Source organism: Actinopolymorpha sp. B17G11 (assembly GCF_040196095.1).
Classification (GTDB): Bacteria; Actinomycetota; Actinomycetes; order Propionibacteriales; family Actinopolymorphaceae; genus Thermasporomyces.
The window spans coordinates 261007-287946 of sequence record NZ_JBEFTW010000004.1 but is presented as its reverse complement, the minus strand read 5'-3'; the positions used below and the strand labels follow the sequence as shown (position 1 = coordinate 287946).

Genomic DNA, 26940 nt, shown 5'->3' with positions numbered 1-26940 from the left:
AACCAACAGAAAGCCCAAAACAGGCCCCAAAAAAACACAAACCCACAACACACAAAAATGCGCCATGAGCCAAAACAACACAAAACCATCGACTATCGGCACGCTGTTGAGTTCTCAAAGATCAGGCACTCCAAGCCGCAGAACCCTCGGGTTCGCCGCCTGGGTGGTGACTAGGGTTTGTGGACTCCATCTCACCGACGAGTCGATGCGCTGGAACCCGATCCCCACCGTCGCCATCCGTAGGGCGCACGAAGCACCCTGCAGATCGCATCTGGTGGGATCCTCGCTTGGCCGGCCGCCTTTCAGCGTCCCGCTCCTCGGCGAGGACCTTGAAGCTACCGTTTCCCTGGCAACCCGGTCAAATCGGGAGGCCCTTGGATCCGGCTCCTGTCCGCCGACCAGACCAGGGCGCGCAGAACGCGCCGGTCTGAGTAGGTTTCGAAGGATTCCTCGCGGGTTCGGCCGCCCGATGGGCGTCCCGCACTTCCCTGCGAGGCGAATAGGAACCTTACGTACGCAGCGATCCAGAGTCAAGTCCAGGTCGTCCCGTGGACCAGGAAGGATCGGAGCAGGTCACGCCCCAGGTCTCCCTGAGCCACGGGACCCCGGTCCCACGGCTGCCGATTGCTGCCACTAACGGGCCTGGCGCTTCGCCTACTCCTGCCGGATCATGTGGTCCGGATCACCTCGACGCCGGCAACGTTGCGTCGTCCGCGACGAAGCACCAGCCACCGCCCGTGAAGGAGATCCGTGCCGGTCGGCACCACGTCGACGTCCTCGATCCGGACGTTGTTGAGGTAGGCGCCACCCTCGCTGATCGTGCGGCGCGCCGCACCGCGGCTCTGCGCCAGGCCGGACTCGGCCAGCAGATCGACCACAGCCGGGAGCGTCTCGCCCGTTTCGACACGGATGTTTGGTGCTTCCCGCAGTGCCGCGTCGAGGGTGCGTTCGTCGACGTCCGCGAGTTCGCCACGGCCGAAGAGTGCCCGGGAAGCGGCGACCACTCGGGCGCACTCGTCCGCGCCGTGCACGAGCGTTGTCAGTTCCTCGGCCAGTGCGCGTTGCCCTTCCCGCGCGGCGGGCCGCTCAGCGGTCGCCTTCTCCAGTTCCTCGATCTCCTCACGCGACCTGAAGCTCATGAACCTCAGGTGACTGCTGACATCAGCGTCCTCGATGTTGATCCAGAACTGGTAGAAGGCGTACGGCGACATCATCGACGGCGACAACCAGATCGCGTTGCCTTCGGACTTGCCGTACTTCGTTCCGTCTGCCTTTGTGAGCAGCGGCGTCGCGAGGGCGTGGACAGTCGCCCCTTCGGAGCGCCGGAGCAGGTCGACACCCGCGGTGATGTTGCCCCACTGGTCGCTGCCGCCGTACTGCAGCGTGCAGCCGTACCGCAGGAACAGCTCGCGGTAGTCCAGAGCCTGCAGGATCTGGTAGCTGAACTCGGTGTAACTGATCCCGATATCGCGTTCCATCCGGGCCCTGACCGCCTCCTTGGCCAGCATCCGGTTGATTCGGAAGTGCTTGCCGACGTCGCGAAGGAAGTCGATCGCCCTCAGCTCCGCCGTCCAGTCGAGGTTGTTGACCAGCCGGGCGGCGTGGGGGCCTTCGAAGGCCAGGATCGGCTCGATCTGACGCTTGATCTCCTCGACCCAACTCGCGACCACCTCGGGCGGATGCAGCGTCCGCTCGGCGTCCGGCTTCGGATCGCCGATCAGGCCGGTGCAGCCACCGACCAGCGCCAGCGGGTCGTGGCCTGCGAGCTGCAGGCGGCGCATCGTGATGAGCTGCACGAGGTGACCGTGGTGCAGGCTGGGCGCGGTCGGGTCGAAACCGCAGTAATAGGTGACCGGTCCCGACTGGAGTGCCTCCCGGAGCGCGGCTTCGTCGGTCGACTCAGCGACCAGGCCACGCCAGTGCAACTCGTCGAGAATGTCTTCGGTCACCGTTGTTCCTTCCGTGATTTCCGTGAGCGTCCGGCCGGTTGGCCGGAAGGTCCGCCTCCAAGAGTGCCCGAGGGGTCGGGCGCTTGTGAAACCGATTCGCCGGTACGACGGCGTTTGGGGGTGTGTGGCCGGTAGACCGAGACGGTCGGCTCCCCCACCGTGTGGAACCGCCAGGGACGCTCGGCGGCCCCGGCGAGGCCGACCCGCGGCCCACGGCGGATGCGCGACCGGGGGACCCGTGGCGCCTGCTGGATCCGCAGCGGGGATGTGGGGTCACAGACGTCCAGGCCGTTGCAGGCCTTGTCGACGCCGAGTGCCTGGGCAAGCCGCGCCGGCCCGCGGGCGAGATCGCGCGCCGACCGCGCCGCGGCTCGCCGGCTCAAGGCGAGGTCCTGCCCGTCGACCACCTCTCCGGCGCGAAGAAGCACCGCGGACGGGCTGCCATCCGGACCGCAGACGAGGTTCATGCACCAGTGCATGCCGTAGGTGAAGTAGACGTAGACGTGTCCAGGCGGGCCGAACATCACGGTGTTGCGCGCGGTCTGGCCGCGATAGGCGTGCGATCCGGGGTCGTTGTGACCGTCGTACGCCTCGACCTCGGTGAGACGGACCGCGACCAAGCCCTCGTCGGTCTCGTGCTCGACGATCTGGTTGAGCAGCATGGGAGCTGCCTGGAGCACGGGCCGGTCGAAGAGGACACGCAGATCGTCGGTCATGCCGGCGACTGTCCGGCCCAGCCCACGTCCGCCGCCACCCGCTCCCTCAGGTCGGCGAGCTGCTCTCGGACCCGGGCAGGCGCCGTGCCACCGGTGGCTGACCGGGCGTCCAGGCTGCCTTGGACGCTCAGGACGGTACGCACCTCAGGGGTGAGATGGCGCGAGATACCGGCCAGGTCCTCGTCGCCGAGGTCGGTGAGGTCGATGCCGCGCTTCTCACACTCCTGAACGCACGCACCGGCGATCTCGTGCGCGTCCCGGAACGCGACGCCCTGTCGTACCAGCCACTCGGCAATGTCCGTGGCGAGCGCGAACCCGAGGGGTGCGGCGGCGGCCATGCGTTCGGCGTCGAATCTCGAGGTCGCCACCATGCCAGTCATTGCCGGCAGCACGAGGAGGAGCTGCTCGACCGCGTCGAAGACCGGCTCCTTGTCCTCCTGCAGGTCCCGGTTGTACGCGAACGGCAGGCCCTTGAGGGTCGCGAGCAGGCCCGTGAGGTGGCCGATGAGGCGGCCCGACTTGCCCCGGACGAGCTCGGCGATGTCGGGGTTCTTCTTCTGCGGCATGATCGACGACCCGGTGGCGAACGCGTCGTCGAGCCGGACCCAGGCGAACTCCGTCGACGCCCACAGGCAGTACTCCTCTCCGAGCCGGGACAGGTGCACGCCCAGCATCGCCGTACAGAAGAGGAACTCGGCCACGAAGTCCCGGTCGGACACGGCGTCGAGGGAGTTCTCGGCGGCGCGGGTGAAGCCCAGCTCGGCGGCCACCGCCTCGGGATCCAGCGGCAGAGAGGACCCGGCGAGCGCACCGGAGCCGAGCGGTGAGACCGCGGCGCGGGTGTCCCAGTCGCGGAGACGGTCGACGTCGCGGGCGAGGGCATGGACGTGCTTGGCGAGCTCGTGACCGAACGACACCGGCTGGGCGTGCTGGAGGTGGGTGAACCCGGGCGCGGGGGTGGCCGCATGGTGCTCGGCCTGGTCGAGCAGGGCCCGCTGGAGGTCGCCGATCGCGGCCGCGAGGTGACGTGCCTGGTCGCGGAGGTAGAGCCGGAAGTCGGTCGCCACCTGGTCGTTGCGGCTGCGGCCGGCGCGGAGCTTGCCGCCGAGAGGGCCGAGCCGGGCGACGAGCTCGCGTTCGACCGCCGTGTGGACGTCCTCGTCGTCGGGCTGGGGCAGGAGATCACCCTGGCGTACGGCGGTGTCGAGCTCGTCGAGGGCGACGGTCACCCTGTCGAGCTCGTCGGCGGTGAGCAGGCCCGCGCGGTGCAGTACGCGGGCGTGTGCTCCGGTCTGGCGGATGTCGTACGGCGCGAGTCGCCAGTCGAACTGCACCGACCTCGACAGGGCGGCCAGCGCCTCAGCGGGCCCGCCGGTGAAGCGGCCGCCCCACAGTCTCGTGGCCTGGGCGTCGGATACCGGCTGACCCGGTGGCTGTTCGTTGCTCACACTCGTCCCTTAGCTCCCGGACCTGAAAGTAGCTCCCGGACCTGAAATCGCCAGTCCTCCATGATCATGAAGGGAAAGGGGCGTATGGACCCCGAAAACCCTCATGATCACGATCATGATCACCGGAGGGGTCTCCTCCCGCGGACCGCCGTCGTCAGCGCCGCGCGGGGGAAAGGCCCCCTCCGATTCTGTCGGTCGTTCCGTCAGGGGTGGGCCTGGTCGCGCTTGGCGGCGATCTTGCTCGGGAGTCCCCACAGCTCGACGAAGCCCCGCGCGAGCGACTGGTCGAACGCGTCGCCCTCGTCGTAGGTCGCGAGGTTGAAGTCGTAGAGCGAGGAGTCCGAACGCCGGCCGTTGACCACCGCGCGGCCGCCGTGCAGCACCATCCGGACCTCGCCTGAGACGTACGTCTGCGAGTCGACGACAAAGGCATCCAGCGCCTGCTTGAGCGGCGAGAACCACAGACCGTCGTAGACCAGCTCGGTCCAGCGCTGCTCGACCTGCCGCTTGAACCGGGCGAGATCCCGCTCGACGGTGACGTTCTCCAGTTCCTGGTGTGCGGCGATGAGTGCGATCGCGCCGGGCGCTTCGTACACCTCCCGGCTCTTGATCCCGACCAGCCGGTCCTCCACCATGTCGAGCCGGCCGACCCCCTGGGCACCTGCCCGGGCGTTGAGCTGCTGGATCGCCTGGAGCGGTGTCACCGGTATGCCGTCGATCGCCACCGGCCGACCCGCCACGAACGACACCACGACCTCGTCCGGCTCCCGTGCCACCGACGGGTCCTGGGTGTAGTCGTAGACCTCCTCGGTGGGCGCGTTCCACAGGTCCTCGAGGAAGCCCGTCTCGACCGCGCGACCCCAGACGTTCTGGTCGATGGAGAACGGCGACTTCTTCGAGACGTCGATCGGCAGGCCGTGCTGCTCGGCGTAGGAGATCGCCTGCTCGCGCGTCCACGCGAAATCGCGGACCGGGGCGAGCACCTTCAGGTCCGGCGCCAGCGCGCCCACGCCCACCTCGAACCGCACCTGGTCGTTGCCCTTGCCGGTGCAGCCGTGTGCGACGACGGATGCGCCGTGGTCCTTCGCGGCAGCGACGAGGTGCCGCACGATGAGGGGACGTGACAGGGCCGACACCAGCGGGTAGCGATCCATGTAGAGGGCGTTGGCCGCCAACGCCGGCATGCAGAACTCCTCGGCGTACTCGTCCTTCGCGTCGACGACGACCGCCTCGACCGCTCCGCATTCCAGCGCCCGCTTGCGTACGGTCTCGAGATCTTCGCCGCCCTGGCCGACGTCGATCGCGCATGCGACCACCTCGGCGCCGGTCTGGTCGGCGATCCATCCGATCGCCACGGAGGTGTCGAGGCCCCCGGAGTAGGCGAGAACTACCCGCTCGGTCATGGTGTTACTCCTTCGAAGCTTTCTCAGGTCCAGTAGGGGTCGGCGGTCGCCCGCCGGGGCGGTGCTGGCGGGCCAGCACGAGCAGCTGGTCGGCAATGGCGTCACCGCCCGCCGGATCTCGCGCGACGACGAGCACGGTGTCGTCGCCGGCGATCGTGCCGAGGATGTCGGCGATCTCCGCGTGGTCGAGCGCGGACGCGAAGAACTGCGCGGCACCCGGCGGCGTCCGCAGCACCACCAGGTTGGCCGACGCCACTGCCGACACCAGCAGCTCACCACAGACCCGGGCGAGCCGGCTCTCCGCTGCCGCCGGCGCGTCCGGGGCCGCCCGCGGGGTCCGGTCGCCGCCTTCACCCGGCAGGGCGTAGACGAGGGCGCCGGCGGGGCTGCGGACGCGGACCGCGCCGAGGTCGTCGAGGTCTCGGGACAGGGTGGCCTGCGTCACCGCGATCCCCGCCTCGGCAAGCCGGTCGACGAGTTCGGACTGCGAACGCACGGCTGAGCGGGACAGGACCTCGACGATGTACTGCTGGCGGGCCGTCTTCGTCGCCGGCCACTTCGGCGTCAGCTGCTGCTCCCGGGTCATCGTCGTCGCCCTCCCGACGGATCCAGCAGGAACGTCAGCAGGGCCTTCTGTGCGTGCAGGCGGTTCTCCGCCTCGTCCCAGACCACGCTCCGCGGGCCGTCGATCACGCTGGCGGCGATCTCCTTGCCCCGGTACGCCGGCAGACAGTGCAGCACGATCGCGTCCGGTGCCGCGTGGGCCATCGCGTCCTCGGTGACGGCGTACGGGACGAACGGCGCGCTGCGGTCGTCCGCCTCGTCCTCCCGGCCCATCGAGACCCACGTGTCGGTCGCCACGACGTCGGTGCCCTCCAGCGCCTTGCGCGGGTCGTGCAGGACCGCGACCGAACCGCCGGTCTCGCGGGCGATCGCCGCCGCCCGATCGAGGATGCCGGGATGGGGTTGGTAGGCGTCCGGGGTGCCGATACGGACGTGCATGCCCGCGACCGCACCGCCCAGGAGGTACGAGTGCGCCATGTTGTTCGCACCGTCGCCGAGGTAGGTCAGGCGAAGGCCCGCCAGCCGGCCCTTCTGCTCACGGATCGTCTGCAGGTCGGCGAGCACCTGGCACGGGTGGAAGTCGTCGGTGAGCGCATTGACCACGGGCACGCCGGCATGGGCCGCCATCTCCTCGATCCGGTCCTGGCCGTACGTCCGCCACACGACCGCCGCGACCTGCCGACCGAGCACGCGCGCGGTGTCGGCGATCGACTCGCGTACGCCCACCTGTGCCAGGCGGGCGTCGACGACCATCGGATGGCCGCCGAGTTCGGCGACACCTACCGTGAACGACGTCTGAGTACGCAGGGTCGGCTTGTCGAAGAGGATCGCCACCGCCTGCGGTCCCGCCAGCGGACGCGCGGCGAACCGGTCCTTCTTCATCGCGTCGGCGAGATCGAGGACCCGGGTCTGTTCTTCGGGAGACAGGTCGTCGTCGCGCAGGAAGTGCCGCACCATCTACGCCTCCCTCTCCAGGCCGGCGTCGAGGATCGCCGGGAACGCGTCAAGGAGAGCTTGCACCTCGGTGGTGGTGACGACGAGCGGCGGGGCCAGGCGTACGGCGTCCGGCTGGACGGCGTTGACCAGGAATCCCGCGTCCTGCGCGGCCGCCTGCACCGCGGCGGCCCTCGGCCGGGTGAGGACGGCGGCGAGCCACAGACCACGACCGCGGACGCCTCCCAGCAGGGGATGGCTCAGCGCGGCGATGCCGTCAGCGAGCTCTCCCCCGGTCGTCGCGGCGTTCCCGAGCAGGTCGTCCCGCTCGATCGTCTCGAGGACCGCGAGCGCGGCCGCACACGCGACCGGGTTACCGCCGAACGTCGAGCCGTGCTCGCTCTTGTCGAAGGTCGTGCCGAACTCACCCACGCCAATGCACGCCCCGATCGGCAGCCCGCCGCCGAGACCCTTGGCGAGCGTAAGGACGTCGGGCCGCACGCCGTCGCGTGCATGGGCGAACCACCAGCCGGTACGCCCGATGCCGCTCTGGATCTCGTCGAGGACGAACACCGCACCCGTCGCGTCACAGATCTCCCGGGCCGCCGCGAGGTACCCGTCCGGCGCCGGGACCACCCCGCCCTCCCCCAACGCCGGTTCCAGGAACAGCCCCGCGCACTCGTCGGTGACGGCCTCCTTCAGCGCCGCGGCGTCGCCGTACGGCACGAACCGCACATCGACACCGAACGGTGCGAAAGGCTCGCGGATGGCCGCCTTGCCGGTGAGTGCGAGTGCGCCCATCGTCCTGCCGTGGAAGCCGTCCAGCGCGGCGACGACGAACCCTCGACCGGTGCCGGCGGCGTGCCGGCGGACGAGCTTGAACGCCGCTTCGTTGGCTTCGGTCCCGCTGTTGGTGAAGAAGACGCGCCCCTCGTGCCCCAGCAGTGCGAGCAGCTTCTCGGCAAGCAGGACCTCCGGCTGGTGCAGGAAGAGGTTGGACGTGTGCGCGATAGTCGCCACCTGCCGCGACACAGCCTCGACGAGGGCAGGGTGGGCGTGTCCCAGTGACGACACGGCGATGCCGGCGATGAAGTCGAAGTATCGCTTGCCGTCGACGTCCCACACCGCGCACCCCTCGCCGCGCGCCAGCGCCACCGGGGGACGACCGTAGGTCGGCATCAGGGCCCCTTCGAACCGGTCGGCCCATGCGTCGTACTGCGGCGCGAGACTCACGTCTCCTCCTTCGTCGTCGGCACGACCATCGTGCCGATCCCCTCGTTGGTGAACACTTCCAACAGCAGCGAATGCGCCACCCTGCCGTCGATCACGTGCGCCTGGGGCACGCCACCCTGAACCGCCCGGAGGCACGCCTCCATCTTCGGGACCATGCCCGACGCCAGGGTGGGCAGGAGATCGGTCAGCTCGTCGGCGTCGAGCTCGCTGATCACCTCGCCGTTCGTACCGCCGGCCGACCAGTCGCGGTAGAGACCGTCGACGTCGGTGAGGACGACGAGCTTCCGGGCGCCCAACGCGACCGCGAGAGCGCCGGCGGCCGTGTCGGCGTTGACGTTGTGGACCAGGCCATCGATGTCGGGCGCCACGCTCGAGACCACGGGAATACGGCCCGCGTCGATCAGATCCCGCACCGCCTCGGGCCGCACCGAGACGACGTCACCGACCAGACCGATGTCGACCTCCTCGCCGTCGACGGTCGCCATCCGTCGTTCGGCGGTGAAGAGACCCGCGTCCTCCCCCGACAGCCCCACCGCGAACGGGCCGTGCGAGTTGACCAGTCCGACGAGCTCACGGCCCACCTGGCCGACGAGCACCATCCGGACGACCTCCATCGCCTCCGGCGTGGTGACCCGCAGCCCGCCGCGGAACTCGCTGGTGATGTCGAGCCGGCCGAGCATCTCGCTGATCTGCGGACCGCCGCCGTGGACGACGACGGGACGCAGACCGGCATAACGCAGGAACACGATGTCCTCGGCGAAAGCTCGCTTGAGCGTGTCGTCGGTCATCGCGTTGCCGCCGTACTTGATGACGACGATCGAGCCGTGGAACTCCTCCAACCAGGGCAACGCCTCGATCAGTGTTCCGGCCTTCGTCTGCGCCTCGGTCTGGTCGCGCTTCTTCACCGTGCTCATAGGCTCTTCAAGAGGTTCATGATCTCGTCCGGCCGCCCGTTCTCAGGTGGTGTCCAGGTGGTGTTCAGGTGGAGTACGCCGAGTTCTCGTGGACGTACGCATGAGTCAGATCGTTGGTCCAGATGGTGGCGGACTCGCTGCCTGCCTTGAGATCGACGCTCACCTTCACCTGACGGGCCGACAGGTCCACCAGGTCGCGGGACTCGCCGATGCCGCCGTCGCGGCAGACCCACACGCCATTGAACGCCACGTCGAGGGTCGCCGGGTCGAACGCCGCGTCCGTCGTACCCACAGCGGCCAGAATCCTGCCCCAGTTGGCGTCCTTGCCGAAGACCGCGCACTTGAACAGGTTGTTCCGCGCGATCGACCGGCCGACCTCGAGCGCATCGGCCTCACTGGCGGCGTTCACCACCTCGATCGCGATGTCGTGCTCGGCGCCCTCCGCGTCACTGATGAGCTGTTGGGCGAGGTCGTGGCAGACCTCGCGCACCGCGGTGGCGAACTCGTCGTACGCGGGCGCGACTTCGGCGGCGCCGCTCGCCATCAACAGGACAGTGTCGTTGGTCGACATGCAGCCGTCGGAGTCGAGCCGGTCGAAGGTCGCGGCCGTCGCCTCGCGCAGGGCGCGGTTGACAGTCGCCGCCTCGACGTCGGCATCGGTGGTGAGCACCACAAGCATCGTGGCGAGCGACGGTGCCAGCATGCCCGCACCCTTCGCCATGCCGCCCACGCTCCAGCCGGTCCCCGCATACACCGCCTGCTTCGATCGCGTGTCGGTCGTCATGATCGCCGTGGCGGCGTCATCACCACCGTCAACCGCAAGTTGCGCGGCGGCGTCGGCGATGCCGGCGAGCAGCTTCTCCCGCTGCAACTGCTCGCCGATGAGGCCCGTCGAGCAGACGGCGACATCGATCGCGCCGATGCCCAGCTTGGCGGCGACGAGCTCCGCCGACGCATGGGTGTTCTGGAAACCCTCGGTGCCGGTGTAGCAGTTGGCGCCGCCGGAGTTGATGACGACGGCACGGACCTGCCCGTCCTTGCAGGCCTGCTCGCTCCACAACACGGGATTCGCCTTACAGCGGTTGGCCGTGAAGACCGCCGCGGCGGCGAAGCTTGGCCCGTCGTTGACGACGAGGGCGATGTCGGGCTTGCCGCTCGGCTTCAGTCCGGCCGTCACGCCGGTGGCGCGGAATCCCTGGGGCGTGGTGACGCTCATGGTGCCAGTCCGATCGTGGTGAGGCCTGTCGTCTCCGGCAGGCCGAGAGCGAGGTTCATGCACTGGACGCCACCACCGGCGGTGCCCTTGGTCAGGTTGTCGATCGCGGCGACCGCGACGAGCCGGCCGGCACGTTCGTCGACGGTGACCTGCGCATGCACGGCATTGGCGCCGAGGGTCGCCGCCGTCGTGGGCCAGGACCCCTCCGGCAGCAGGTGGAGGAACGGCTCGCCTGTCCACGCTTCGGCGTACGCCTCCCGCGCCCGGGCGGTGTCAACCTCGCCTTGCACCTGGGCCGTGCACGTCGCGAGGATCCCGCGCGGCATGGGCACCAGGACCGGCGTGAACGACACCGAGACCTTCTGGTCAGGTCCCGCCGCCGGGCGCAGGTTCTGCTCGATCTCGGGCGTGTGCCGGTGCGTGCCGCCAACGGAGTACGCCGAGGTGGAACCCATGACCTCGCTCCCGAGCAGGTGCGGCTTCGGCGTACGACCGGCACCGGACGTGCCCGACGCCGCCACGATCACCACGTCCTCCGGTCGGACGAGTCCGGCAGCCACCGCCGGGTACAACGCGAGGCTCGACACGGTCGGATAGCACCCCGGGACCGCGATCCGCCGTGCCGTACGCAGCTTCTCGCGCTGGCCGGGCAACTCGGGCAGGCCGTAGGGCCAGGTCCCCGCGTGCTTCCCGCCGTACCACCGCTCCCAGTCGGCCGCGTCGGCCAGCCGGAAGTCGGCGCCGCAGTCGATCACCAGCGTGTCGTCGGGAAGGCTCGCCGCCACCGCGCCGGACTCCCCGTGCGGCAACGCCAGGAACACGACGTCATGTCCTGCAAGCTGCTCCGTCGTGGTCTCGCCGAGCACCTCATCGGCGAGCCCCACCAGGTGGGGATGATGCTGGCCGAGGCGGGTGCCGGCACTCGCGGCCGCCGTCAGCGCCCCGATCTCGATCTCGGGATGTCCGAGGAGGAGGCGTAAGACCTCGCCACCGGCATACCCGCTCGCGCCGGCGACCGCCACCGTGAAACCCATGCGCTCGACTCCTCGATTCCGCTCCACCACGACCAGTGCATGAGTATGCCGTACAGCGCAATCTCATGCAACCGGCCCGTTGGGGCGGGGTCGGAGTCAGCGCCGGGTGCCCGCGGCCCCCGCGAGGGTGAGGTTCTCGGAGTAGTGGCAGGCGGCGACGTGGCCGTCGCCTGTTGTCCGCAGCTCGGGGATCTCGGAGTTGCAGCGTTCGGCTTGGACGTGCGGGCAGCGGGTGTGGAACAGGCACCCCGGGGGTGGGTTCGACGGGTCGGGAAGGTCGTCGGGAAGGGCGTGCTCGTGCCGGCCCCGCCGCTTCTGCGGGTCAGGCAGGGGTACGGCGTTGAGGAGCGCTTCGGTGTAGGGGTGGTCCGGCTTGGAGTACAGCGCCGACGTCTCCGCGGTCTCGACGATCTTGCCGAGGTACATCACCGTCACCCGGTCGCAGAGGTGCTCGATGACCGACAGGTCGTGGGAGATGAACAGATAGGTCAGGTTGAACTCGTCCTGCAGGTCCGCGAGCAGGTTGAGAATCTGCGCGCGTACGGACACGTCGAGCGCCGAGACCGCCTCGTCGCAGATCACCAGCCGGGGCTCGGTGATCAGGGCACGGGCGATGTTGATCCGCTGCCGCTCACCCCCGGAGAACGCGTGCGGGTAGCGGTGCATGTACTCCGGCCGCAGGCCCACCCGGCGCAGCATCTCCGCCACTCGGTCCTGGATCGCCGAACCCGTGGCCAGTTCGTTCGTCTTCAACGGCTCACCGACAAGCTGGAGCAGCGTCATCCGCGGGTTGAGCGAGGAGAAGGGGTCCTGGAAGACGACCCGGATCTCCCGGCGGTACGCCTTGAGCTCCCGCGTGCCCAGCCCGGCCAGGTCCACCGTCTGACCCGAGGATGTCTGGTAGTTGATCTGCCCGCCGGTCGGCGTGAGAACCCGTGCCAGGCAACGCCCCACGGTCGTCTTGCCGCAGCCGGACTCCCCCACCAGACCGAGGGTTTCGCCCGGCTGGATGGTGAGGTCGACGCCGTCGACCGCGCGGATCGCCCCGGCAGAACGGCCGAACATCCCGCGCTTGATCGGGAAGTGCATGGCCAGGTCGCGAATGTCGACCAGCGCCTTGGTCTGGGCACTTGCCGCCTCAGCCAGCCGCCGCGACCGGGTGGTGGTCGACGACGCGGCGTGGGCGCCCCCGCCGCCGTCACCACCGTGGGCGGCCGTCTTGGCAGCGGCGACCTTCGGCGCCTCTGAGTCCTTGAGCTGGCCGTCCGGTTCGTACAGGTGGCACTGCGCGATCTGGCCGGAGTCGAACCGGATCAACGGCGGATCGGTCGTGTCGCACAGCCCCGCGATCGCGTGCTCGCACCGGGTGTGGAACGGGCACCCGGACGGACGGTTCTGCGGGTGCGGGACCATCCCACGGATGGTGGCGAGCCGCTGCCGGTCCGACGTGCCCCGCATCGTCGGGATCGACCGCAGCAACGCCTGGGTGTACGGATGCTTGGGCGCCTCGAAGATCTCCGTCACGGTACCGTGCTCGGCGACCTTGCCGAGGTACATCACCGTCACCTCGTCGGCGATCTCGGCGACCACTCCCAGGTCGTGGGTGATGAACACCATCGCCATGCCGGTCTGGTCCTGCAGATCACCCAGCAGGTCGAGGATCCGAGCCTGCGTCGTCACGTCCAGCGCCGTGGTGGGTTCGTCCGCGATCAGCAGGGCCGGGTCGCACGACAACGCAACCGCGATCATCACCCGCTGGCACATACCGCCGGAGAGCTGGAACGGGAAGGCGTCCACCCGCCGCTCCGGCTGCGGGATACCCACCCGGCGCAGCTGGCTGATCGCCCGCTCACGTGCCTCGGCCTTCGGCAGGTCCTCGTGCAGCAGGATCGCCTCGATGAGCTGGTCGCCGACCGTGTACATCGGCGACAGGGACGCCATCGGCTCCTGGAAGACCATCCCGATCTCGGCGCCGCGGACCCGCCTGATGTCCTCGCCGCGGGTGTCCAGCGCCGCCAGATCGGACCACTCCGCGGTGACGTCCGGACGCCAGTTGATGGTGCCGTTGACGATCTGGCCCGGGCGCTCGACCAACTGCAGGATCGACCGGGCCGTCACCGACTTGCCGCACCCGGACTCGCCGACCACGCAGAGCGTCTTGCCCCGCGGGACCGCCAGGTCCACCCCGTCGACGGCGCGTACGACACCTTCGCTCGTGTGGAAGTGCGTCTTCAGATCCGTGATCTGGAGCAGCGGCTCCTCGCCGTTGCCGGTCGAGGCACCCGGTGAGGTGGCAATCGTCCCGGTGGCGGCGGGTGTGGGGCTCCCGCCTTCGACGATCTCCCGGGTCTCGCGGGTCTGGCTCATCACGTCTCCTCGCGTGCGGCTGAGGCTCTGGCCGGCCCAAACTGCATCGGCCGCGGGTTGGCGCTCGGGCTTGCGGCGGTGCCGCTAGTGCTTGTACGGGTCGGCCGCATCGCGGAGTCCGTCACCCAGGAAGTTCAACGCAAGGACCGTGACCACGACGAGGCAACCGGGCAACAACAGCCACGGCGCGGTCGCCACTGCGCGGATGTTCTGAGCCTGCTGGAGCAGGACGCCCCAGCTCACGACCGGCTCCTGCAGACCCAGACCGAGGAACGACAGTGAGGTCTCCGCCAGGATCATCCCGGGGATCGACAGGGTGAGGGAGGCGATCAGGTAGCTGGAGAACGAGGGAAGCATGTGACGGAAGATGATCCGCGGCTGGCTCGCGCCGTCGACCTGGGCAGCTGTCACGAAGTCCTCCTCCCGCAGCGAGAGGAACCGGCTTCGCACCACCCGTGCGAGGTGCGTCCACGCGATCATCGAAAGGATCACGGTGACGGCGAAGTATCTCTTCAACGGCCCCCACCCAGGTGGTACCGCGGCCGCCAGACCGAGCCACAACGGCAGCGTCGGGATCGACATGAAGAACTCCACCCCGCGCTGGATGACCGTGTCGACGACGCCGCCGAAGAACCCCGACACGCCGCCCAGCACGATGCCCAGGACGAACGCCACACCGACGCCGACCAGGCCGATCGACATCGAGACCCGCGCCCCGTGGATGATCCGCGACAGCAGATCGTGGCCGTTACGGTCCGCGCCCAACAGGTACATCGGCGTGTTCTTGGTCTCGACCGACGGTCCGATGAGATGCCGGTCGCCGGGGATCAGCCCGAAGAGCTTGTACTCCTCGCCCTTGGCGAAGAAGCTCACCGGGATCTTCTTCGACTCATCCGTCGTCCAGGTCAGCTCGAGCGTCTCCGGATCCTGGGAGGACTTGTAGCCGTAGACGTACAACCCGACGTCGCCCCCGTCGAGCACGTGCAGCTTCTGCGGCGGCGCGTACGCATAGTCAGGGTTGTAGTGGCTGCTGGAATACGGCGCCAGGAACTCCGCGAAGATCGCCAACAGGTAGATCACCGCGGTGACGACCATGCCCACCATGGCCAGGCGGTGCCGCTTGAAGCCCCACCACACGAGCTTCCACTGTGGCGCAACCGCGACCGCGGCCTCGTCAGCGGTCGTGACGGCACCGGATGACTGCGGGTCCAGTTGTTGCCCAGGTGCCACTATCTGCGTCATGGTCTGCTCCCACCAGTCGGGTCGCCCGTCGCCACCACGTCAACTCTCACCGGTACCTCAACCGAACCCGCGGATCCAGCCAGGCCAGGGCGATGTCGGAGATCAGCGTGCCGATCACGGTCAGCACACTCACGATCAGGATCACCGAGCCCGCGAGGTACATGTCCTGGCTCTTCAGCGAGTCCAGCAGCAACGGCCCGGTCGTCGGCAGGGACAGCACCTGCGCCACGATGACCTCACCGGACACCAGTCCCGGCAACACCCAACCGACCGTCGAGACGAACGGGTTCAGTGCCACCCGAAGCGGATACTTCACCGTCAGTCGCCGCTCGGGCATCCCACGTGCCCGGGCGGCGATGACGTACGGCTTGTGCAACTCATCCAGCAGGTTGGCCCGCAGGACCCTGATCAGGCCCGCCGTACCCGCCATGCCCAACACCACCACCGGGACCCACAGGTGACTCAACAGGTCGATCAGCTTGCCGAGGTTCCACGGCTCGTCCTGCCACTCCGGTGAGAACAACCCACCGACACTCTGGCCGAAGTAGTTCAGCCCGATCCACATGAGCACGAGCGCGATCAGGAACTCCGGGATCGCGAGCCCGAGGAAGCCGAGCGTGGTCGCCGCGTAGTCACCGGCGGAGTACTGCCGGACGGCGGAGTAGACGCCGATCGGGAACGCGACGACCCAGGTGAACAGCAGGGTCGTCACGGCCAGAACGATCGTCAACGGAAGCCGCTCGGCCAGGAGCGACGACACCGGCTTGTTCCACGCGAACGACGTACCGAAGTCACCATGGAACAGGATGTTCGTGATCCACTTGAGGTACTGAACGAACACCGGATCGTCGAGCCCGTACCGCGCCGACAGCTGCGCCAGCTGGGCCTGGTCCACCGTGTCGCCCTGCGCCTGCAACTGCGACACCAGCGTCGTCAGGTAGTCGCCAGGCGGCAGCTGGATGATCACGAACGCCACGACCGAGATGGCGAACAACACGGGCACCATCAACAGGACCCGGCGCCCAATATAGGTCAACACAACTGCCGCCTTCCTGCTACGCAGCGAAGCCTTGCGGACATGCCCCTAGGAGAAGTACCACTGCTCCGGGTTGGTGTTGGCCGGGCAGGCCCAGATGTGTGACTCCGGGAAGATCTCGGGGAGGTTGTGCAGGTTGTTCTTCGCGATGCCGTACGCCTCAGGGATCCGCACTGTCCCGATAGCGTAGAACTGCTCCTTGGCAATTTGGAGAATCTGCCGGAACAGGTCTTTCTGACCGGCCTCGTCGGGAGTCTGCACCATCTCCCAGTACAGCTCCATCTGCTTCAACGTCTCCGGCGGCGGCTTCTCACCGTCGGCGCCGCGGGAGTTGAAGTACAGCTGCCACATCGGGGCGTAGTTGGACTCGTTGGTGAAGGGGAACCACCACCGGCACTCGATCATCTCGCACTTGAGGCCGCCGTCGCCGGTCCACACCGTGCAGTCCGCCTCGTTGGCGTCCTTGCGTTCGTAGAACAGCGAACGGTCCTCGTTCTTGACCGCCGTGTCGACGCCGACCGCCTTCCAGAACTGCGCGACCTGCGTCGCACCGTCGACCCAGAACGGAACGAGCGCCGGGCTCGCGACCTCGATCTGGATGAACAGCCGCTTGCCGTCCGGACGCAGCCGGAAACCGTCGCCGTCCTTCTCGGTGAGGCCGGCCTTGTCCAGGGACTCGTTGGCGAGGGCGACGTCGTACTCGGTGTACTGCTTCCCGAACTCCTCGTCGTAGAACTCCGAGCGGGGGTCCGGCGCCGCCTGGAAGGGCTCACCCTGACGCTGCCAGGTCGCCGTGATCATCTCCGGCCGGTTGATGGCGTGGGAGAGACCGATGCGGAAGTCCTTGTTCTGGAAGATCTTGCGCTTGACCGGATCCTTGTGGGTCAGGTTCAGCGAGATCACCATGTCGTTGATGACGGTGTTCTCGAGGCGTAGGAAGCGGTAGTCGCCCTCCGTGCGGCCCTTGGCGAGCACCGGTTTGTTCGGCAGCGTGTTGATGTGCCGCGTGCTCATCGACAGCTCACCGTTGGTCGCCTTGAGCAGGATCACCTGGGCGTCGGTGTTGAGGTCGTAGACGACCTCGTCGATGTAGGGCAGCTGGCTGCCGTCGGGGTCGGTCTTCCAGTAGTAGGGGTTGCGTTCCAGGGTGACCCGGGTTCCCTTACCCAACGGGTTGAGGACCTTCCAGGCGTGCAGCCGTGGCACGTCGGGGTTTGCCCACACGTCGGCCTTCGCGAAGAAGAGGTCGGTCCAGGCCGCCATGTCCTCCTGCTCGGCGAGCGCCTCGACGTCGGGGTTGAACTTCTTGTGGAACTGCTCCATGTAGTGCTTCGGCCAGGCGATCAGCTGCCCCTGGTTGCCGAGCTTCTTGTAGAAGAGACCGTTCGGCGCCGGGAAGACGATCTTGACGGTGACGTCGTCGATCTTCTCGAGCTTCGCCGGCTTGCCGTCGCTCGTGAGGACCTCGGGAATCACCGGGGTGAGCTCCTCGTTGAGGATGACCTCATCGAACGCGAACACCAGGTCGTCGGCGGTGAAGGGCTCACCGTCGGACCACTTCATGCCCTCCCGCAGCGTGATGGTGTACTCCATCGCGTCGCTGGAGGGTTCGATCGACTCGGCGACGTTCGGCTCCACCGCGGTGGCGTCGGTGTTCCACCGGGCAAGGGGCTCGTGGCCCACGATGCGGCCGAGCCAAGGCGTGTCGGTGGCGTTGAGCAGCACCGTCTGGATCTTCCCGCCGTATGCGCCCACCTTGTCGACGGGCTGCACGACGAGCGGATTCTTCGGGAGCCGCTCGGCAACTTTCGGCAGCTCCCCGCTCTTGACGAGCTTCGCGAGGCTCGGAGCCTCCTTGCCCTTCTTGGCGGCAGCGGGCCCGCCGCCCTTCCCCGAAGGATCAGTCGAGAGAAATGAACAACTCGTGAGCGATGCGGCCGCGAGGGCGCCCCCGCCCCAGAGCAACAGGTCTCGTCGCGTCACGCGCACGTGGTTGTCGTGCGATGTGGTCATCGTGCGACCCCTTCCGTCGGGGCTCCGTCGTAGCTTTCGGACACGTGGTAAGCGCTCTCCCATTGTCAAAAACAGGTCAGCGCGTCAGTAGTCGGACACACGTCACCGACCACGTCCACGGAGCGGTTCCCCGGACCCGCTCCCGCCCCCGTCATCGTGATTGGTTGACGTGACGATAAGGCCCGAGCCATGCCCGGACAACAGCCCAGACGCCCCCATCCCTTCACAGGTCCGTAACCGGACATTCACAGGTGACAGCGCGAAACGTTTCGAACTCAGAGGGGCCCGAGGATCCTGAGTGCTGGGTAATGCATCTCCGCGGACCGTGGCGTTTCACCAGCGGTACGCGGATGGACACCGAGGCCAGGGGAACCTAACCTGAGCAGGGGAATGGGTCGGGCGTCGCGATGATCGTGGGGCGTCCGGGGTTCTCTCACACGGATGCTCCGCGATCTCGCACGCCCCCTTTCATCTCACCGCCTCGTCTGCCGCACCGGAGGCGGCACCTTCCTGCCCGATCTACGATGGCTTTCCTGTCCGAGGCATGGAAGGTCCTCATGGGAGCAGCGGCCGTCAGCAACCGGCAGGTCGACTACGGGCTGGGCGAGTGCCTCGACATCTATCGACCTGGCATCTCCCCGGACTCGACCGAGCGCCTTCCCGTCGTCCTTCTGTGGCACGGCGTCGGCGTTGCCGAACGCGGCGTTCTCGCACCACTCGCGCGCGCGGTCGCCCGTGGCGGCTCTCTTGTGGTCGTACCCGACTGGCGTTCCTCGGCGGCGGACCGTGGGCGCGCGCATCTGCTTGCCTCGTTGGAGTTCGCACGTACCCGAATGGATGCGTACGGTGGCGACTCTTCACGGTTCGTGCTCGCCGGGTGGTCCCGTGGTGCTCGTGCCGGAATGGGACTCGTCCTGCGCCCGGAGGTCGTGAACGGCTGGCGACCGGGTGCGTTCGTCGGGATCGCCGGTGGCTATGGTCCGCGCCCGCACGGGCAGAACTCCGACGCGCCCACCACCGGATCGATTCCCCTCGAGGACGCACGATCCTCCACCGCGGCTCCCCTGCCCGTCACCCTGGTGCACGGCACGTCCGATCCGGTCGTCGACATCGAGCAGTCCCGAAGTGTGGCCGGCGTACTCAGGAACGGTGGATGGGACGTGACGCTCACCGAGGTCCCGGACGCCGATCATTCCTCCATCGTCTGGGCCGACGACGACCACGTAACGAAACGTTCCCGCCCCGGCAACAGCGCGCAGTCACTCCGTGACGGCTCGATGACAGCACGTTCCGTACTGGAAGCGTTGGATCGCGTCTAGACCCTGGTGATCTGGCTGCACCTAGCCGGCTGCCGGGTCGAGCGTCGGGGCGAGGTCGGTCCAGCTGACGAGCAGGCTGGCACCCATCACCAGCGCGCCAACGGCGACCAGTCCGAAGAACGTCACCCACACCAGCCCCGGCACGCCGGTCAACCTGGCCAGCTGGTCGGCGTCGGAATCGCGCGCCGCCCGGCGGGCTCGCTTCTGCTGGAGTTCGCCGATCGGCCGGACTCCCGCGAAGAGCAGAAACCACGTGAAGGAGTACGCGAGTGCGGCCTGAGCCCGCTCGGGCGCGAACCACGAGACGGCGAAGATGGCCAACCCGGTGGTGAGGATGGAAAGGATGCCGTAGGCGTTGCGGACCAGCAGGAGCATGGCGGCGAGGGCGGCGATGCTGAGCCACAACAGTGCCGTGATCCGGCCCACCGTGAGCATCGCCGCGAAGCCCAGTCCGAGCAGCGACGGAGCGACGTAGCCGGCGAGTGCGGTCGCCACCATGCCGGGGCCGGTCGGTCGGCCACGCGAGATCGTGACGCCGGAGGTGTCGGAGTGCAGCCGGATGCCGCTCAGCCGCCGCCCCACCAGTAACGCGACCAGCGCATGGCCGCCTTCGTGCGCGATCGTGACGACGTTGCGCGCCCAGCGCCAGAGGTTCCCGAGCATGACGGCCGCGAGTGCCGGCAGGCTGCACAGGAGGACCTCGATGGCAGGCGACTCCTGCTGAACACCGGTCACGTCCTTCCACAGTTCGTCAAGGGAGGACATCGGGCAAAACTACTGCACTTTCCCCCGGTCAATGCTTACGGTCGTCGGCGTGAGCGAGCCGACCGCATCGAAGACCGCCGCCCGGTCCCGCTCGTGGACTGGTGTCCGCGCGTACATCGAGCGAGCGACCAGCCGGGTGCTCCCCGTCGACACCGCTGGCAGGATGCTCCTGTTGTACGGATTCGACCCCGTGCGCCCGGAGGAGCCCTTCTGGTTCACGGTCGGTGGCGCCATCGACCGCGGCGAGACACCGCGCGAGGCAGCGCGCCGGGAGCTGCGCGAGGAGACCGGGATCGTCGTCGACGCGTCCGTCTTCGGGGAGCCGCTGGCGTCGTACATGGTCGAGTTCTCCTGGGGTGGGTACTTCGTCGTCCAGTCCCAGGCGTTCTTCGCCGTGCGGGTCGGCGAGGTCGCGGTCTCGTTCGACGGGTTGGATGCCCTGGAGAGGGCCACGACCGTCTCGTACCGCTGGTGGTACGCCGACGAACTCGCCGCCAGCGGGGAGCGCTACCCCGACGGGCTTCCCGCGCTCATCCGCCGGGCCGCCCGCGCGTGAGGGCGTCAGTCCTCGGGCACCTCGTGGGTGGGAACGGGCACGGAGTCCGCCGCCGTGACCTTGCGGGCCTTGATCGGCCGGTCGCTCGCGTTGAGGCAACGCCCCGTCGACAGGTCGAACTCGTACCCGTGCATGGAGCACCGCAACCGGTCGCCCGTGACCTCGCCGAAGTAGCTCAGGTCGGCCTGCCGATGTGGGCACTTGCGTTGGACCATCCAGTCACCGAGCTGGATCTCCTCCACCTCGTCCTCCTGCTGGGCGTACCAGCGCTCGGCGTAGGTCATGCGTTCCGGTGAGAGGCACTTGAAGAAGGTGTAGACGAACTCGTTGTACGGACCGATCCGCGAGGCGCCGAACCGCAGGCTCAGGAAGAGGCTGTTGACCCAGTCTCCCTCGTCGTCGGCGATCAGCCGCTCGATGAGGGTGCGGTCGAACCGGAAGCGGTACCTGCACTTCTCGCCGTTCCACGGGCGCACCTCGCGGTCGATGAAGTCGACGACGATCTGGTCAGTATCGCCGATCTCCATGAGCAGTTGGGCGCCTACTCCGGTGCTGATGTGGTCGGCGATCTTCAGCAACGGTTCGAACCGCTTCTTGATCTCGGGCAGGATGTTGACCTGCGGGGCGGGCCACGCCGCCTTCTCCTTTTCCAGCCGCTGGCGCACACGTTCGGCGTAGGACTGGAGGTAGAGCGCCTTGTCCTGGTAGGGCGCCATCGGGTGATCGTCCGGGTGGGTTACCTCAGCCGCGTTTCCGGTGGTGATGGCCAACACGCTGCCAGGCACCATGAGCAAACCGTTGTTCCGTTCCTTCTCCCGCAGATAGTCGAGAAAGACCGGGTGGTCGGGAAACGGGTTCGATGGGGAGTTGTCGATATCGTTGTACTGCATCAGGTCATCATCGAGAAACGCCGCCGGCCCAGCCGAGGGAACCACATAACGGGCGTTGATCTCCTCGACATAGCGGTACGCCCGCGCCAGGCCGTTCTCCCGCTTACTCCGGCCGAACGCAACCTTCGCCGACTCGGGAAGGTCATAGACAAGTGGCCACCAGTTGGCGCCGGAGAACTGCAGGAAATGCACGTCGTAATCACCGAACGAACGCACGACGTCGAGATCGATCGGTTTCGCGTCGTTCTGGTTGAGAAGACGGGCGGTCCCGTCGTCGATCGCGAGTGCGGAATCACCGATGGGCCCGTCGCTGGGCGAGACAAGCGCAACGATCATGATGCGCAGCCCGCCGTCGAGCGTGACCGGCTCCGAGTTCGGTACGGTGATGAAGTTGGTGAAACCCAACTCTCGCAGGGAATTCTCCAGCTCCGGTGTCTGATAGTCGGGCAGGAGGACCGTGGTGGTGTGCGACACGCCCGTACGCAGGAACTCAGGGTCGAAATGATCGTGATGCAGGTGCGACACATACAGATAGTCGGGATCTCGATACGCGTCCCAGTCCAGCTTGCTGTTGTCCGGGAACGGGAACCATGACGCGAAATACGCGGGATTGACCCACGGGTCACACAGTATGGTTCCGGCGGCTGTCTCGATAAAGAAACCGGCATGACCGATCGACGTTACCCGCATGTCGCAATCAAACTTTCTCTACGCCTGATGAATTGAATCCGGCACGACATTCCCGGCACCTCTCTTCAGGCGGCCGAGTACGTTCACATTCAACTCGTCGAGGGCGCGGGCAACCGGAGTTTGCGACAACTCCAATGCGCGGGCGAAAAGTGTGGAGAGGTCAGTGCAAATGTGTTTGTCAGGCCAGTGGGTCGTCGCCGCCGTAGGGGCGAAGCCGCAGTGTGCGGGCATCGTCTCGCGCGATCGCGTCGGCGCGCTCCAGCAGGTCTGACACCTCGTCGGTTCCCGCCCGCAGATAGCGGCCCGACAGTGGGTCCAGACGGCCCGACGCGATCGCCTCGATCATGCTGGTCACGGCTTCCACCGGAGTCCACGCCGTGCGTTCCCGGTGGGTCGGCATCGCGCCGGTCATGTCCGTCCGGACGACGCCGGGTGCGACGTCGAACGCCCGAACGCCGGCAGGACCGGCTCCGGCGACGATCGAACCGGTCAGCCGGAGCAAGGCCGTCTTCGCGACGCCGTAGGCGCTGTAGATCGCGCTGTCCTTGAGCGCTGCCCCGCTGGTGATGTTGACGATCCGACCGGCCCTCCGGTCGACCATCGCCGGCAGCATTGCCCGGCAGAAGAGATACGGCCCGCGAAGGTCCGTTTCGACGACCGCCCACCACTCGTCAGGGTCGGACTCCCACAACGGGACCTCACTGGTCTCGATCCGGCCGGCATTGTTGACCAGCAGGTCGACCGAACCAAGGGCCGATCGCACGGTGTCGACTGCGGACCGCACCTCGTCGTACCGGGTGACGTCGGCCGTCGCCGTCGCTGCCCGCGCGCCGGTGGCCTCGCATTCCCGGCGTACGCGCTCGAGTGCGTCGGAGTCGCGGGCGGTCAGACCGACGGCGACACCGGACCGGGCAAGCGTCAGCGCGATCTCCCGGCCGATGCCACGGCTCGCACCCGTCACCAGGGCGACCTTGCTCGCGTTGTCCGCCATTGGTTTCCTACGCCTCCCCCGCGTTGTTACCCGTTTCAGGCGCCCCGCTGGACCGCTCCGGTACGCCGGGCCGCTTCGTCGACCGCGGCCTGCTTCGCGGCGCCGACCTCGGCATCGGTCAGTGTCCGGTCGGGCGCCCGGAAGCGCAGCGCGAACGCCAGGGACTTCGTACCTTCCGCGATCTGCGCGCCGGTGTAGACGTCGAAGAGGCGTACGGACTCGAGCAGCTCGCCGGCGCCCTCGCGGAGAGCGGCCTCGACGTCGGCCACCGGAACACCAGCGTCGACGGTCAGCGCGACGTCCTCCTTGGCCGGTGGATACGGGGAGACCGTGGGCGCCGCCACCGGCCCGGTCCGCGCGCCCAGCAGCGACAGGTCCAGCTCCATCGCGCACGCGCGCGCCGGCAGGCCGTACGCCTCGACGACCTTGGGGTGCAGCTCACCGGCATGGCCCACGAGACGCCCATCGACGCGCAGGATCGCGCACCGGCCAGGATGCCACGGGGCATGCTCGTCGGCGCGTACCTCCAGGTCCACGCCGGCCGCGCCCGCGACCAACCGGGCCGCCTGGATCGCGTCGGCCCATCCCGCCTGCCGACCGGCGCCCCACCAGCCGGACCGCTCCCGCTCGCCGCACAGGACGACACCCACCCGGCGGGGCTGCCGCGGGAGGGCGGCATCGAGGGCCGCGATCTCCTCGTCGGTCGGGCGGTCGTCGACCGGGAGCCGCGGCGCTGGTGGCGTGTCTGACTCCGGTCGGAAGACCAGGCCAACCTCGAAGAGCGCCAGGTCGGTCATGCCGCGTCCGACGTTGCGCCGAGCCGTGTCGAGCAGGCCAGGAAGCAGGGTCGTACGCAGCAACGGCTGCTCCTCCGACAGCGGGTTGGCGAGCCGGAGCGCCCGGCGGCGGACGTCGTCGGCGGGAAGCTGGAGCCGGTCGAAGTCGGCCACCCCGACGAAGGGGTACGCCAGGACCTCGACATAACCCGCACCCGCCAACGTTTGGCCGATCAGGCGACGCAGCCGCTGGTCGGCCGTGAGGCCGCGCCCGGGTGGTGCGACCGGCAGCACACTGGGCACGGCGTCGTAGCCTTCGAGGCGGATGACCTCTTCGGCCAGGTCGTTGGGGTCGGTGAGGTCGGGACGCCACGACGGCGGGGTGACGGTCAGCGCGCCGCCGGCAGCCGTGACCTCGCAGCCAACCTCCTGCAGCCGGCGTACGGTCGGCTCCGCGGCGATGTCGTAGCCGGCGACCCGGGACGGGTGGTCGGCCGGGATCGTGAGCGGCTCCCGCGGCGGAACCACGCCGACGAGCGTCGTACCTTCCTCGATCCGCCCACCGCCGATCTCGACGAGCAGTTCCGCCACCCGCCGCGCCGCGAACGCCTGAAGCTGGGAGTCGACGCCGCGTTCGAACCGCTTGGACGCCTCACTCGACAGTTTGTGCCGCCGGGACGTACGCGCGATCGTGACCGGATCCCAGTACGCCGCCTCGACCACGATGTCGGTCGTCTGCTCCGACAGTTCCGTGGTCGCGCCGCCCATGACCCCACCGAGCCCGACGGGGCCGGAGTCGTCGGTGACCACGAGATCCTCGGGATCGAGCACCCGGGTCACACCGTCGAGGGTCTGCAGCTTCTCCCCGGGCTCGGCCCGACGGACCACGATCGGGCCACGCAGTAGCGCACGGTCCCAGCCGTGGATCGGCTGGCCCAGGTCGAGCATGACGTAGTTGGTGACGTCGACACCGAGTGAGATCGGCCGCATTCCGGCCAACTGGATCCGCCGCTGCAACCACCGCGGGCTTGGCGTGGCCGGGTTGAACCCGACCACGGTGACCGCCGCGAACGACGGGCAGCCCACCGGGTCGTCGACCCGCACCGGATAGCCGGCATCGGAAGGCTCGATCAGGCCACTCTTGCCAGATGTCAGCGGAGCCTCGACAGGATCGGTGAACGCCAGACCGAACGCCGTCGCCGCCTCGCGTGCCACGCCACGTATCGACATGGTGTAGCCGCGGTCGGGCGTGGTGGCGATGTCGAGCACGTCGTCACGCAACCGCAGCAGCGCGACGGCATCCGCGCCGGGCTCGACCGTCTCGCCGGGGTCCAGCACGATGATGCCGGTGTGGTCGTCACCGAGGCCGAGTTCCAGAGCCGAGCAGATCATGCCGTCGGACACGTGGCCGTAGGTCCTGCGGGCGCCGATGGTGAACCCACCGGGCAGCACCGTGCCGGGCAGCGCCACGACGACGAGATCGTCCTCGGCGAAGTTGCGGGCACCACAGACGACACCGCGTGGCTCGGCCTCGCCGACGTCGACGCTGCACCAGCGAATGGTCTTGCCGTTCTTGTGCGTCTCCTCGGCGTAGGACAGAACCCTGCCGACCACCAGCGAGCCGCTGACGTCGGCACCCACCTCGTCGACCGCCTCGACCTCGAGCCCGGAGCGGATCAGCCGATCGGCCACCTCGCGGGCACTGATGTCGGGGGGCAGGTCGACGTACTCCCGCAGCCACGAGATCGGGACCCGCATCAGCTCTCCCATCCGAACGCCTGGGTGAACCGCACATCACCCTCGACCATGTCGCGCATGTCGGCGATGCCGTGCCGGAACATCAGGGTGCGTTCGATTCCCATCCCGAACGCGAAACCGGAGTAGCGGTCGGTGTCGATGCCGCAGGCGGTGAGGACGCGGGGGTTGACCACTCCGCAGCCGCCCCACTCGATCCAGCCCTCGCTCGCGCACGTGCGACACGGCCGGTCCGGGTTGCCGACGGAGGCGCCGCGACACACGAAGCACTGCAGGTCGAGCTCGGCACTCGGCTCGGTGAACGGGAAGTAGTACGGACGCAGCCGGGTCCTGATGCCCTCGCCGAACATCGCCTGCGCGAAGTGGTCGAGGGTTCCCTTGAGGTGCGCCATCGTGATGCCCTCGTCGACGACGAGCCCCTCGACCTGGTGGAAGACCGGCGTGTGGGTCGCGTCGAGCTCGTCCGTGCGGTAGGTCCGACCCGGACACACGACGTAGATGGGCGGTTTGCGGGCCAGCATCGTGCGTGCCTGGGCGGGTGAGGTGTGGGTACGCAGGACGACGCCGGCTTCCTCCGGGTCGACGAAGAACGTGTCCATCGTCGTACGTGCCGGGTGGTCCGGTGGGATGTTGAGGGCGTCGAAGTTCAGCCACTCGGCCTCGACCTCGGGCCCTTCGGCGACCTCCCAGCCCATCGCCACGAAGACGTCGGCGATGCGTTCGGAGACCGTGGTCAGCGGATGCCGGGCGCCGCGAGGCTCGACGTCCCACGGCTGGGTGACGTCGACGGCCTCCTCGACGAGGATCCGGGCCTCGCGCTTCTGCTCGAGAGCGGCCTGGCACGCCGCGAGGGCCTCGTTGACGGCCTTGCGGGCGGCGCCGATCCGCATACCGGCGTCCTTGCGGGCCTGCGGTGGGAGTGAACCGATCTCGCGGTTGGCGAGCGCGAGCGGGCTGCGGTCGCCGGCGTGGGCGAGGCGCGCCTCGCGGAGGGCGTCGAGATCTTCCGCCGCCTCGATCGCGGCCAGCGCCTCGTCGCGCATCCGCGCCACCTCGTCGGGGTGCAGTGGCGTGACCTCGACCGGATCGTAGTTCGTGTTCGGGCCGGACATGTTCAGTCGGAGGGTCCC

Annotated in this window: 21 protein-coding genes; 2 read left to right on the top strand and 19 right to left on the bottom strand. The window is 68.4% G+C overall.

The window, feature by feature from the left end; genetic code table 11:
- Positions 1–668: 668 nt before the first annotated feature.
- The 14 genes from tyrS to ABN028_RS07175 all read right to left on the bottom strand — a co-directional run bounded on the left by tyrS (position 669) and on the right by ABN028_RS07175 (position 18068).
- Positions 669–1949: a tyrosine--tRNA ligase gene (gene tyrS, locus ABN028_RS07240; protein WP_349696043.1), complete on the bottom strand. Its 1281-nt coding sequence runs from the start codon at positions 1947–1949 to the stop codon at positions 669–671.
- The gene (locus ABN028_RS07235) at positions 1946–2665 is read right to left on the bottom strand and encodes a DNA-3-methyladenine glycosylase (protein WP_349696042.1); all 720 of its coding nucleotides are present in this window, start codon (positions 2663–2665) and stop codon (positions 1946–1948) included. The genes tyrS and ABN028_RS07235 overlap by 4 nt, the downstream gene beginning before the upstream one ends.
- Positions 2662–4113, bottom strand: coding sequence for an argininosuccinate lyase (argH, locus tag ABN028_RS07230; RefSeq protein ID WP_349329263.1), 1452 nt, complete (start codon positions 4111–4113; stop codon positions 2662–2664). Before argH ends, ABN028_RS07235 begins: the two co-directional genes overlap by 4 nt.
- Before the next feature lie 203 nt (positions 4114–4316).
- The gene (locus ABN028_RS07225) at positions 4317–5516 is read right to left on the bottom strand and encodes an argininosuccinate synthase (protein WP_349329262.1); all 1200 of its coding nucleotides are present in this window, start codon (positions 5514–5516) and stop codon (positions 4317–4319) included.
- Between the two features lie 4 nt (positions 5517–5520).
- Positions 5521–6102 (bottom strand): arginine repressor, encoded by a 582-nt coding sequence (locus tag ABN028_RS07220; RefSeq protein ID WP_349329261.1) that lies wholly within the window; start codon positions 6100–6102, stop codon positions 5521–5523.
- Positions 6099–7037: an ornithine carbamoyltransferase gene (argF, locus tag ABN028_RS07215; protein WP_349696041.1), complete on the bottom strand. Its 939-nt coding sequence runs from the start codon at positions 7035–7037 to the stop codon at positions 6099–6101. Before argF ends, ABN028_RS07220 begins: the two co-directional genes overlap by 4 nt.
- Positions 7038–8246 (bottom strand): acetylornithine transaminase, encoded by a 1209-nt coding sequence (locus tag ABN028_RS07210; protein ID WP_349329259.1) that lies wholly within the window; start codon positions 8244–8246, stop codon positions 7038–7040.
- The gene (gene argB / locus ABN028_RS07205) at positions 8243–9160 is read right to left on the bottom strand and encodes an acetylglutamate kinase (protein ID WP_349696040.1); all 918 of its coding nucleotides are present in this window, start codon (positions 9158–9160) and stop codon (positions 8243–8245) included. Before argB ends, ABN028_RS07210 begins: the two co-directional genes overlap by 4 nt.
- A 64-nt stretch (positions 9161–9224) precedes the next feature.
- Complete coding sequence (gene argJ / locus ABN028_RS07200; protein WP_349329257.1) at positions 9225–10376, bottom strand: bifunctional glutamate N-acetyltransferase/amino-acid acetyltransferase ArgJ; 1152 nt, start codon at positions 10374–10376, stop codon at positions 9225–9227.
- Complete coding sequence (gene argC, locus ABN028_RS07195) at positions 10373–11410, bottom strand: N-acetyl-gamma-glutamyl-phosphate reductase (RefSeq protein WP_349696039.1); 1038 nt, start codon at positions 11408–11410, stop codon at positions 10373–10375. The genes argJ and argC overlap by 4 nt, the downstream gene beginning before the upstream one ends.
- Positions 11411–11506: 96 nt before the next feature.
- On the bottom strand, positions 11507–13777 hold the full coding sequence (locus ABN028_RS07190; protein WP_349329255.1) for an ABC transporter ATP-binding protein: 2271 nt from the start codon (positions 13775–13777) through the stop codon (positions 11507–11509).
- A gap of 84 nt (positions 13778–13861) precedes the next feature.
- Entirely contained in the window at positions 13862–15019 is a 1158-nt protein-coding gene (locus tag ABN028_RS07185; RefSeq protein ID WP_349329254.1) for an ABC transporter permease, read from the bottom strand.
- Positions 15020–15065: 46 nt separating this feature from the next.
- On the bottom strand, positions 15066–16058 hold the full coding sequence (locus tag ABN028_RS07180) for an ABC transporter permease (RefSeq protein ID WP_349329253.1): 993 nt from the start codon (positions 16056–16058) through the stop codon (positions 15066–15068).
- A gap of 45 nt (positions 16059–16103) precedes the next feature.
- Positions 16104–18068 (bottom strand): ABC transporter substrate-binding protein, encoded by a 1965-nt coding sequence (locus ABN028_RS07175; protein ID WP_349329252.1) that lies wholly within the window; start codon positions 18066–18068, stop codon positions 16104–16106.
- A gap of 557 nt (positions 18069–18625) precedes the next feature.
- Here ABN028_RS07175 and ABN028_RS07170 point away from each other — a divergent pair.
- Positions 18626–19387: an alpha/beta hydrolase gene (locus tag ABN028_RS07170; protein WP_349696038.1), complete on the top strand. Its 762-nt coding sequence runs from the start codon at positions 18626–18628 to the stop codon at positions 19385–19387.
- A gap of 21 nt (positions 19388–19408) precedes the next feature.
- Here the strand turns inward: ABN028_RS07170 and ABN028_RS07165 are convergent, their stop codons facing one another.
- A complete protein-coding gene (locus ABN028_RS07165; protein WP_349696037.1) occupies positions 19409–20152 on the bottom strand; it encodes a M50 family metallopeptidase in 744 nt (247 codons plus the stop codon).
- Between the two features lie 49 nt (positions 20153–20201).
- On the opposite strand from ABN028_RS07165, the gene ABN028_RS07160 reads away from it, so the two are divergent.
- A complete protein-coding gene (locus tag ABN028_RS07160) occupies positions 20202–20708 on the top strand; it encodes an NUDIX hydrolase (protein ID WP_349696036.1) in 507 nt (168 codons plus the stop codon).
- Between the two features lie 5 nt (positions 20709–20713).
- Here the strand turns inward: ABN028_RS07160 and ABN028_RS07155 are convergent, their stop codons facing one another.
- The 4 genes from ABN028_RS07155 to pheS all read right to left on the bottom strand — a co-directional run bounded on the left by ABN028_RS07155 (position 20714) and on the right by pheS (position 26922).
- Positions 20714–22288 carry a Rieske 2Fe-2S domain-containing protein gene (locus tag ABN028_RS07155; RefSeq protein WP_349696035.1) on the bottom strand — a complete coding sequence of 525 codons (1575 nt, stop codon included), beginning with the start codon at positions 22286–22288 and terminating at the stop codon, positions 20714–20716.
- A 178-nt stretch (positions 22289–22466) separates the two neighbouring features.
- Entirely contained in the window at positions 22467–23279 is an 813-nt protein-coding gene (locus tag ABN028_RS07150; RefSeq protein WP_349329247.1) for an SDR family NAD(P)-dependent oxidoreductase, read from the bottom strand.
- A 35-nt stretch (positions 23280–23314) separates the two neighbouring features.
- Positions 23315–25813 carry a phenylalanine--tRNA ligase subunit beta gene (pheT, locus tag ABN028_RS07145; RefSeq protein ID WP_349329246.1) on the bottom strand — a complete coding sequence of 833 codons (2499 nt, stop codon included), beginning with the start codon at positions 25811–25813 and terminating at the stop codon, positions 23315–23317.
- Entirely contained in the window at positions 25813–26922 is a 1110-nt protein-coding gene (pheS, locus tag ABN028_RS07140; RefSeq protein WP_349329245.1) for a phenylalanine--tRNA ligase subunit alpha, read from the bottom strand. The genes pheT and pheS overlap by 1 nt, the downstream gene beginning before the upstream one ends.
- Positions 26923–26940: the final 18 nt, after the last annotated feature.

What these genes read in the sequence shown, in the direction of transcription:
- ABN028_RS07235 (WP_349696042.1), bottom strand. Translation starts at nt 2,665, where the DNA reads ATGACCGACGATCTGCGTGTCCTCTTCGACCGGCCCGTGCTCCAGGCA.
- ABN028_RS07225 (WP_349329262.1), bottom strand. Translation starts at nt 5,516, where the DNA reads ATGACCGAGCGGGTAGTTCTCGCCTACTCCGGGGGCCTCGACACCTCC.
- ABN028_RS07220 (WP_349329261.1), bottom strand. Translation starts at nt 6,102, where the DNA reads ATGACCCGGGAGCAGCAGCTGACGCCGAAGTGGCCGGCGACGAAGACG.
- argF (WP_349696041.1), bottom strand. Translation starts at nt 7,037, where the DNA reads ATGGTGCGGCACTTCCTGCGCGACGACGACCTGTCTCCCGAAGAACAG.
- argB (WP_349696040.1), bottom strand. Translation starts at nt 9,160, where the DNA reads ATGAGCACGGTGAAGAAGCGCGACCAGACCGAGGCGCAGACGAAGGCC.
- argJ (WP_349329257.1), bottom strand. Translation starts at nt 10,376, where the DNA reads ATGAGCGTCACCACGCCCCAGGGATTCCGCGCCACCGGCGTGACGGCC.
- argC (WP_349696039.1), bottom strand. Translation starts at nt 11,410, where the DNA reads ATGGGTTTCACGGTGGCGGTCGCCGGCGCGAGCGGGTATGCCGGTGGC.
- ABN028_RS07190 (WP_349329255.1), bottom strand. Translation starts at nt 13,777, where the DNA reads ATGAGCCAGACCCGCGAGACCCGGGAGATCGTCGAAGGCGGGAGCCCC.
- ABN028_RS07185 (WP_349329254.1), bottom strand. Translation starts at nt 15,019, where the DNA reads ATGACGCAGATAGTGGCACCTGGGCAACAACTGGACCCGCAGTCATCC.
- ABN028_RS07175 (WP_349329252.1), bottom strand. Translation starts at nt 18,068, where the DNA reads ATGACCACATCGCACGACAACCACGTGCGCGTGACGCGACGAGACCTG.
- ABN028_RS07170 (WP_349696038.1), top strand. Translation starts at nt 18,626, where the DNA reads ATGGGAGCAGCGGCCGTCAGCAACCGGCAGGTCGACTACGGGCTGGGC.
- ABN028_RS07165 (WP_349696037.1), bottom strand. Translation starts at nt 20,152, where the DNA reads ATGTCCTCCCTTGACGAACTGTGGAAGGACGTGACCGGTGTTCAGCAG.
- ABN028_RS07155 (WP_349696035.1), bottom strand. Translation starts at nt 22,288, where the DNA reads ATGCGGGTAACGTCGATCGGTCATGCCGGTTTCTTTATCGAGACAGCC.
- ABN028_RS07150 (WP_349329247.1), bottom strand. Translation starts at nt 23,279, where the DNA reads ATGGCGGACAACGCGAGCAAGGTCGCCCTGGTGACGGGTGCGAGCCGT.
- pheT (WP_349329246.1), bottom strand. Translation starts at nt 25,813, where the DNA reads ATGCGGGTCCCGATCTCGTGGCTGCGGGAGTACGTCGACCTGCCCCCC.
- pheS (WP_349329245.1), bottom strand. Translation starts at nt 26,922, where the DNA reads ATGTCCGGCCCGAACACGAACTACGATCCGGTCGAGGTCACGCCACTG.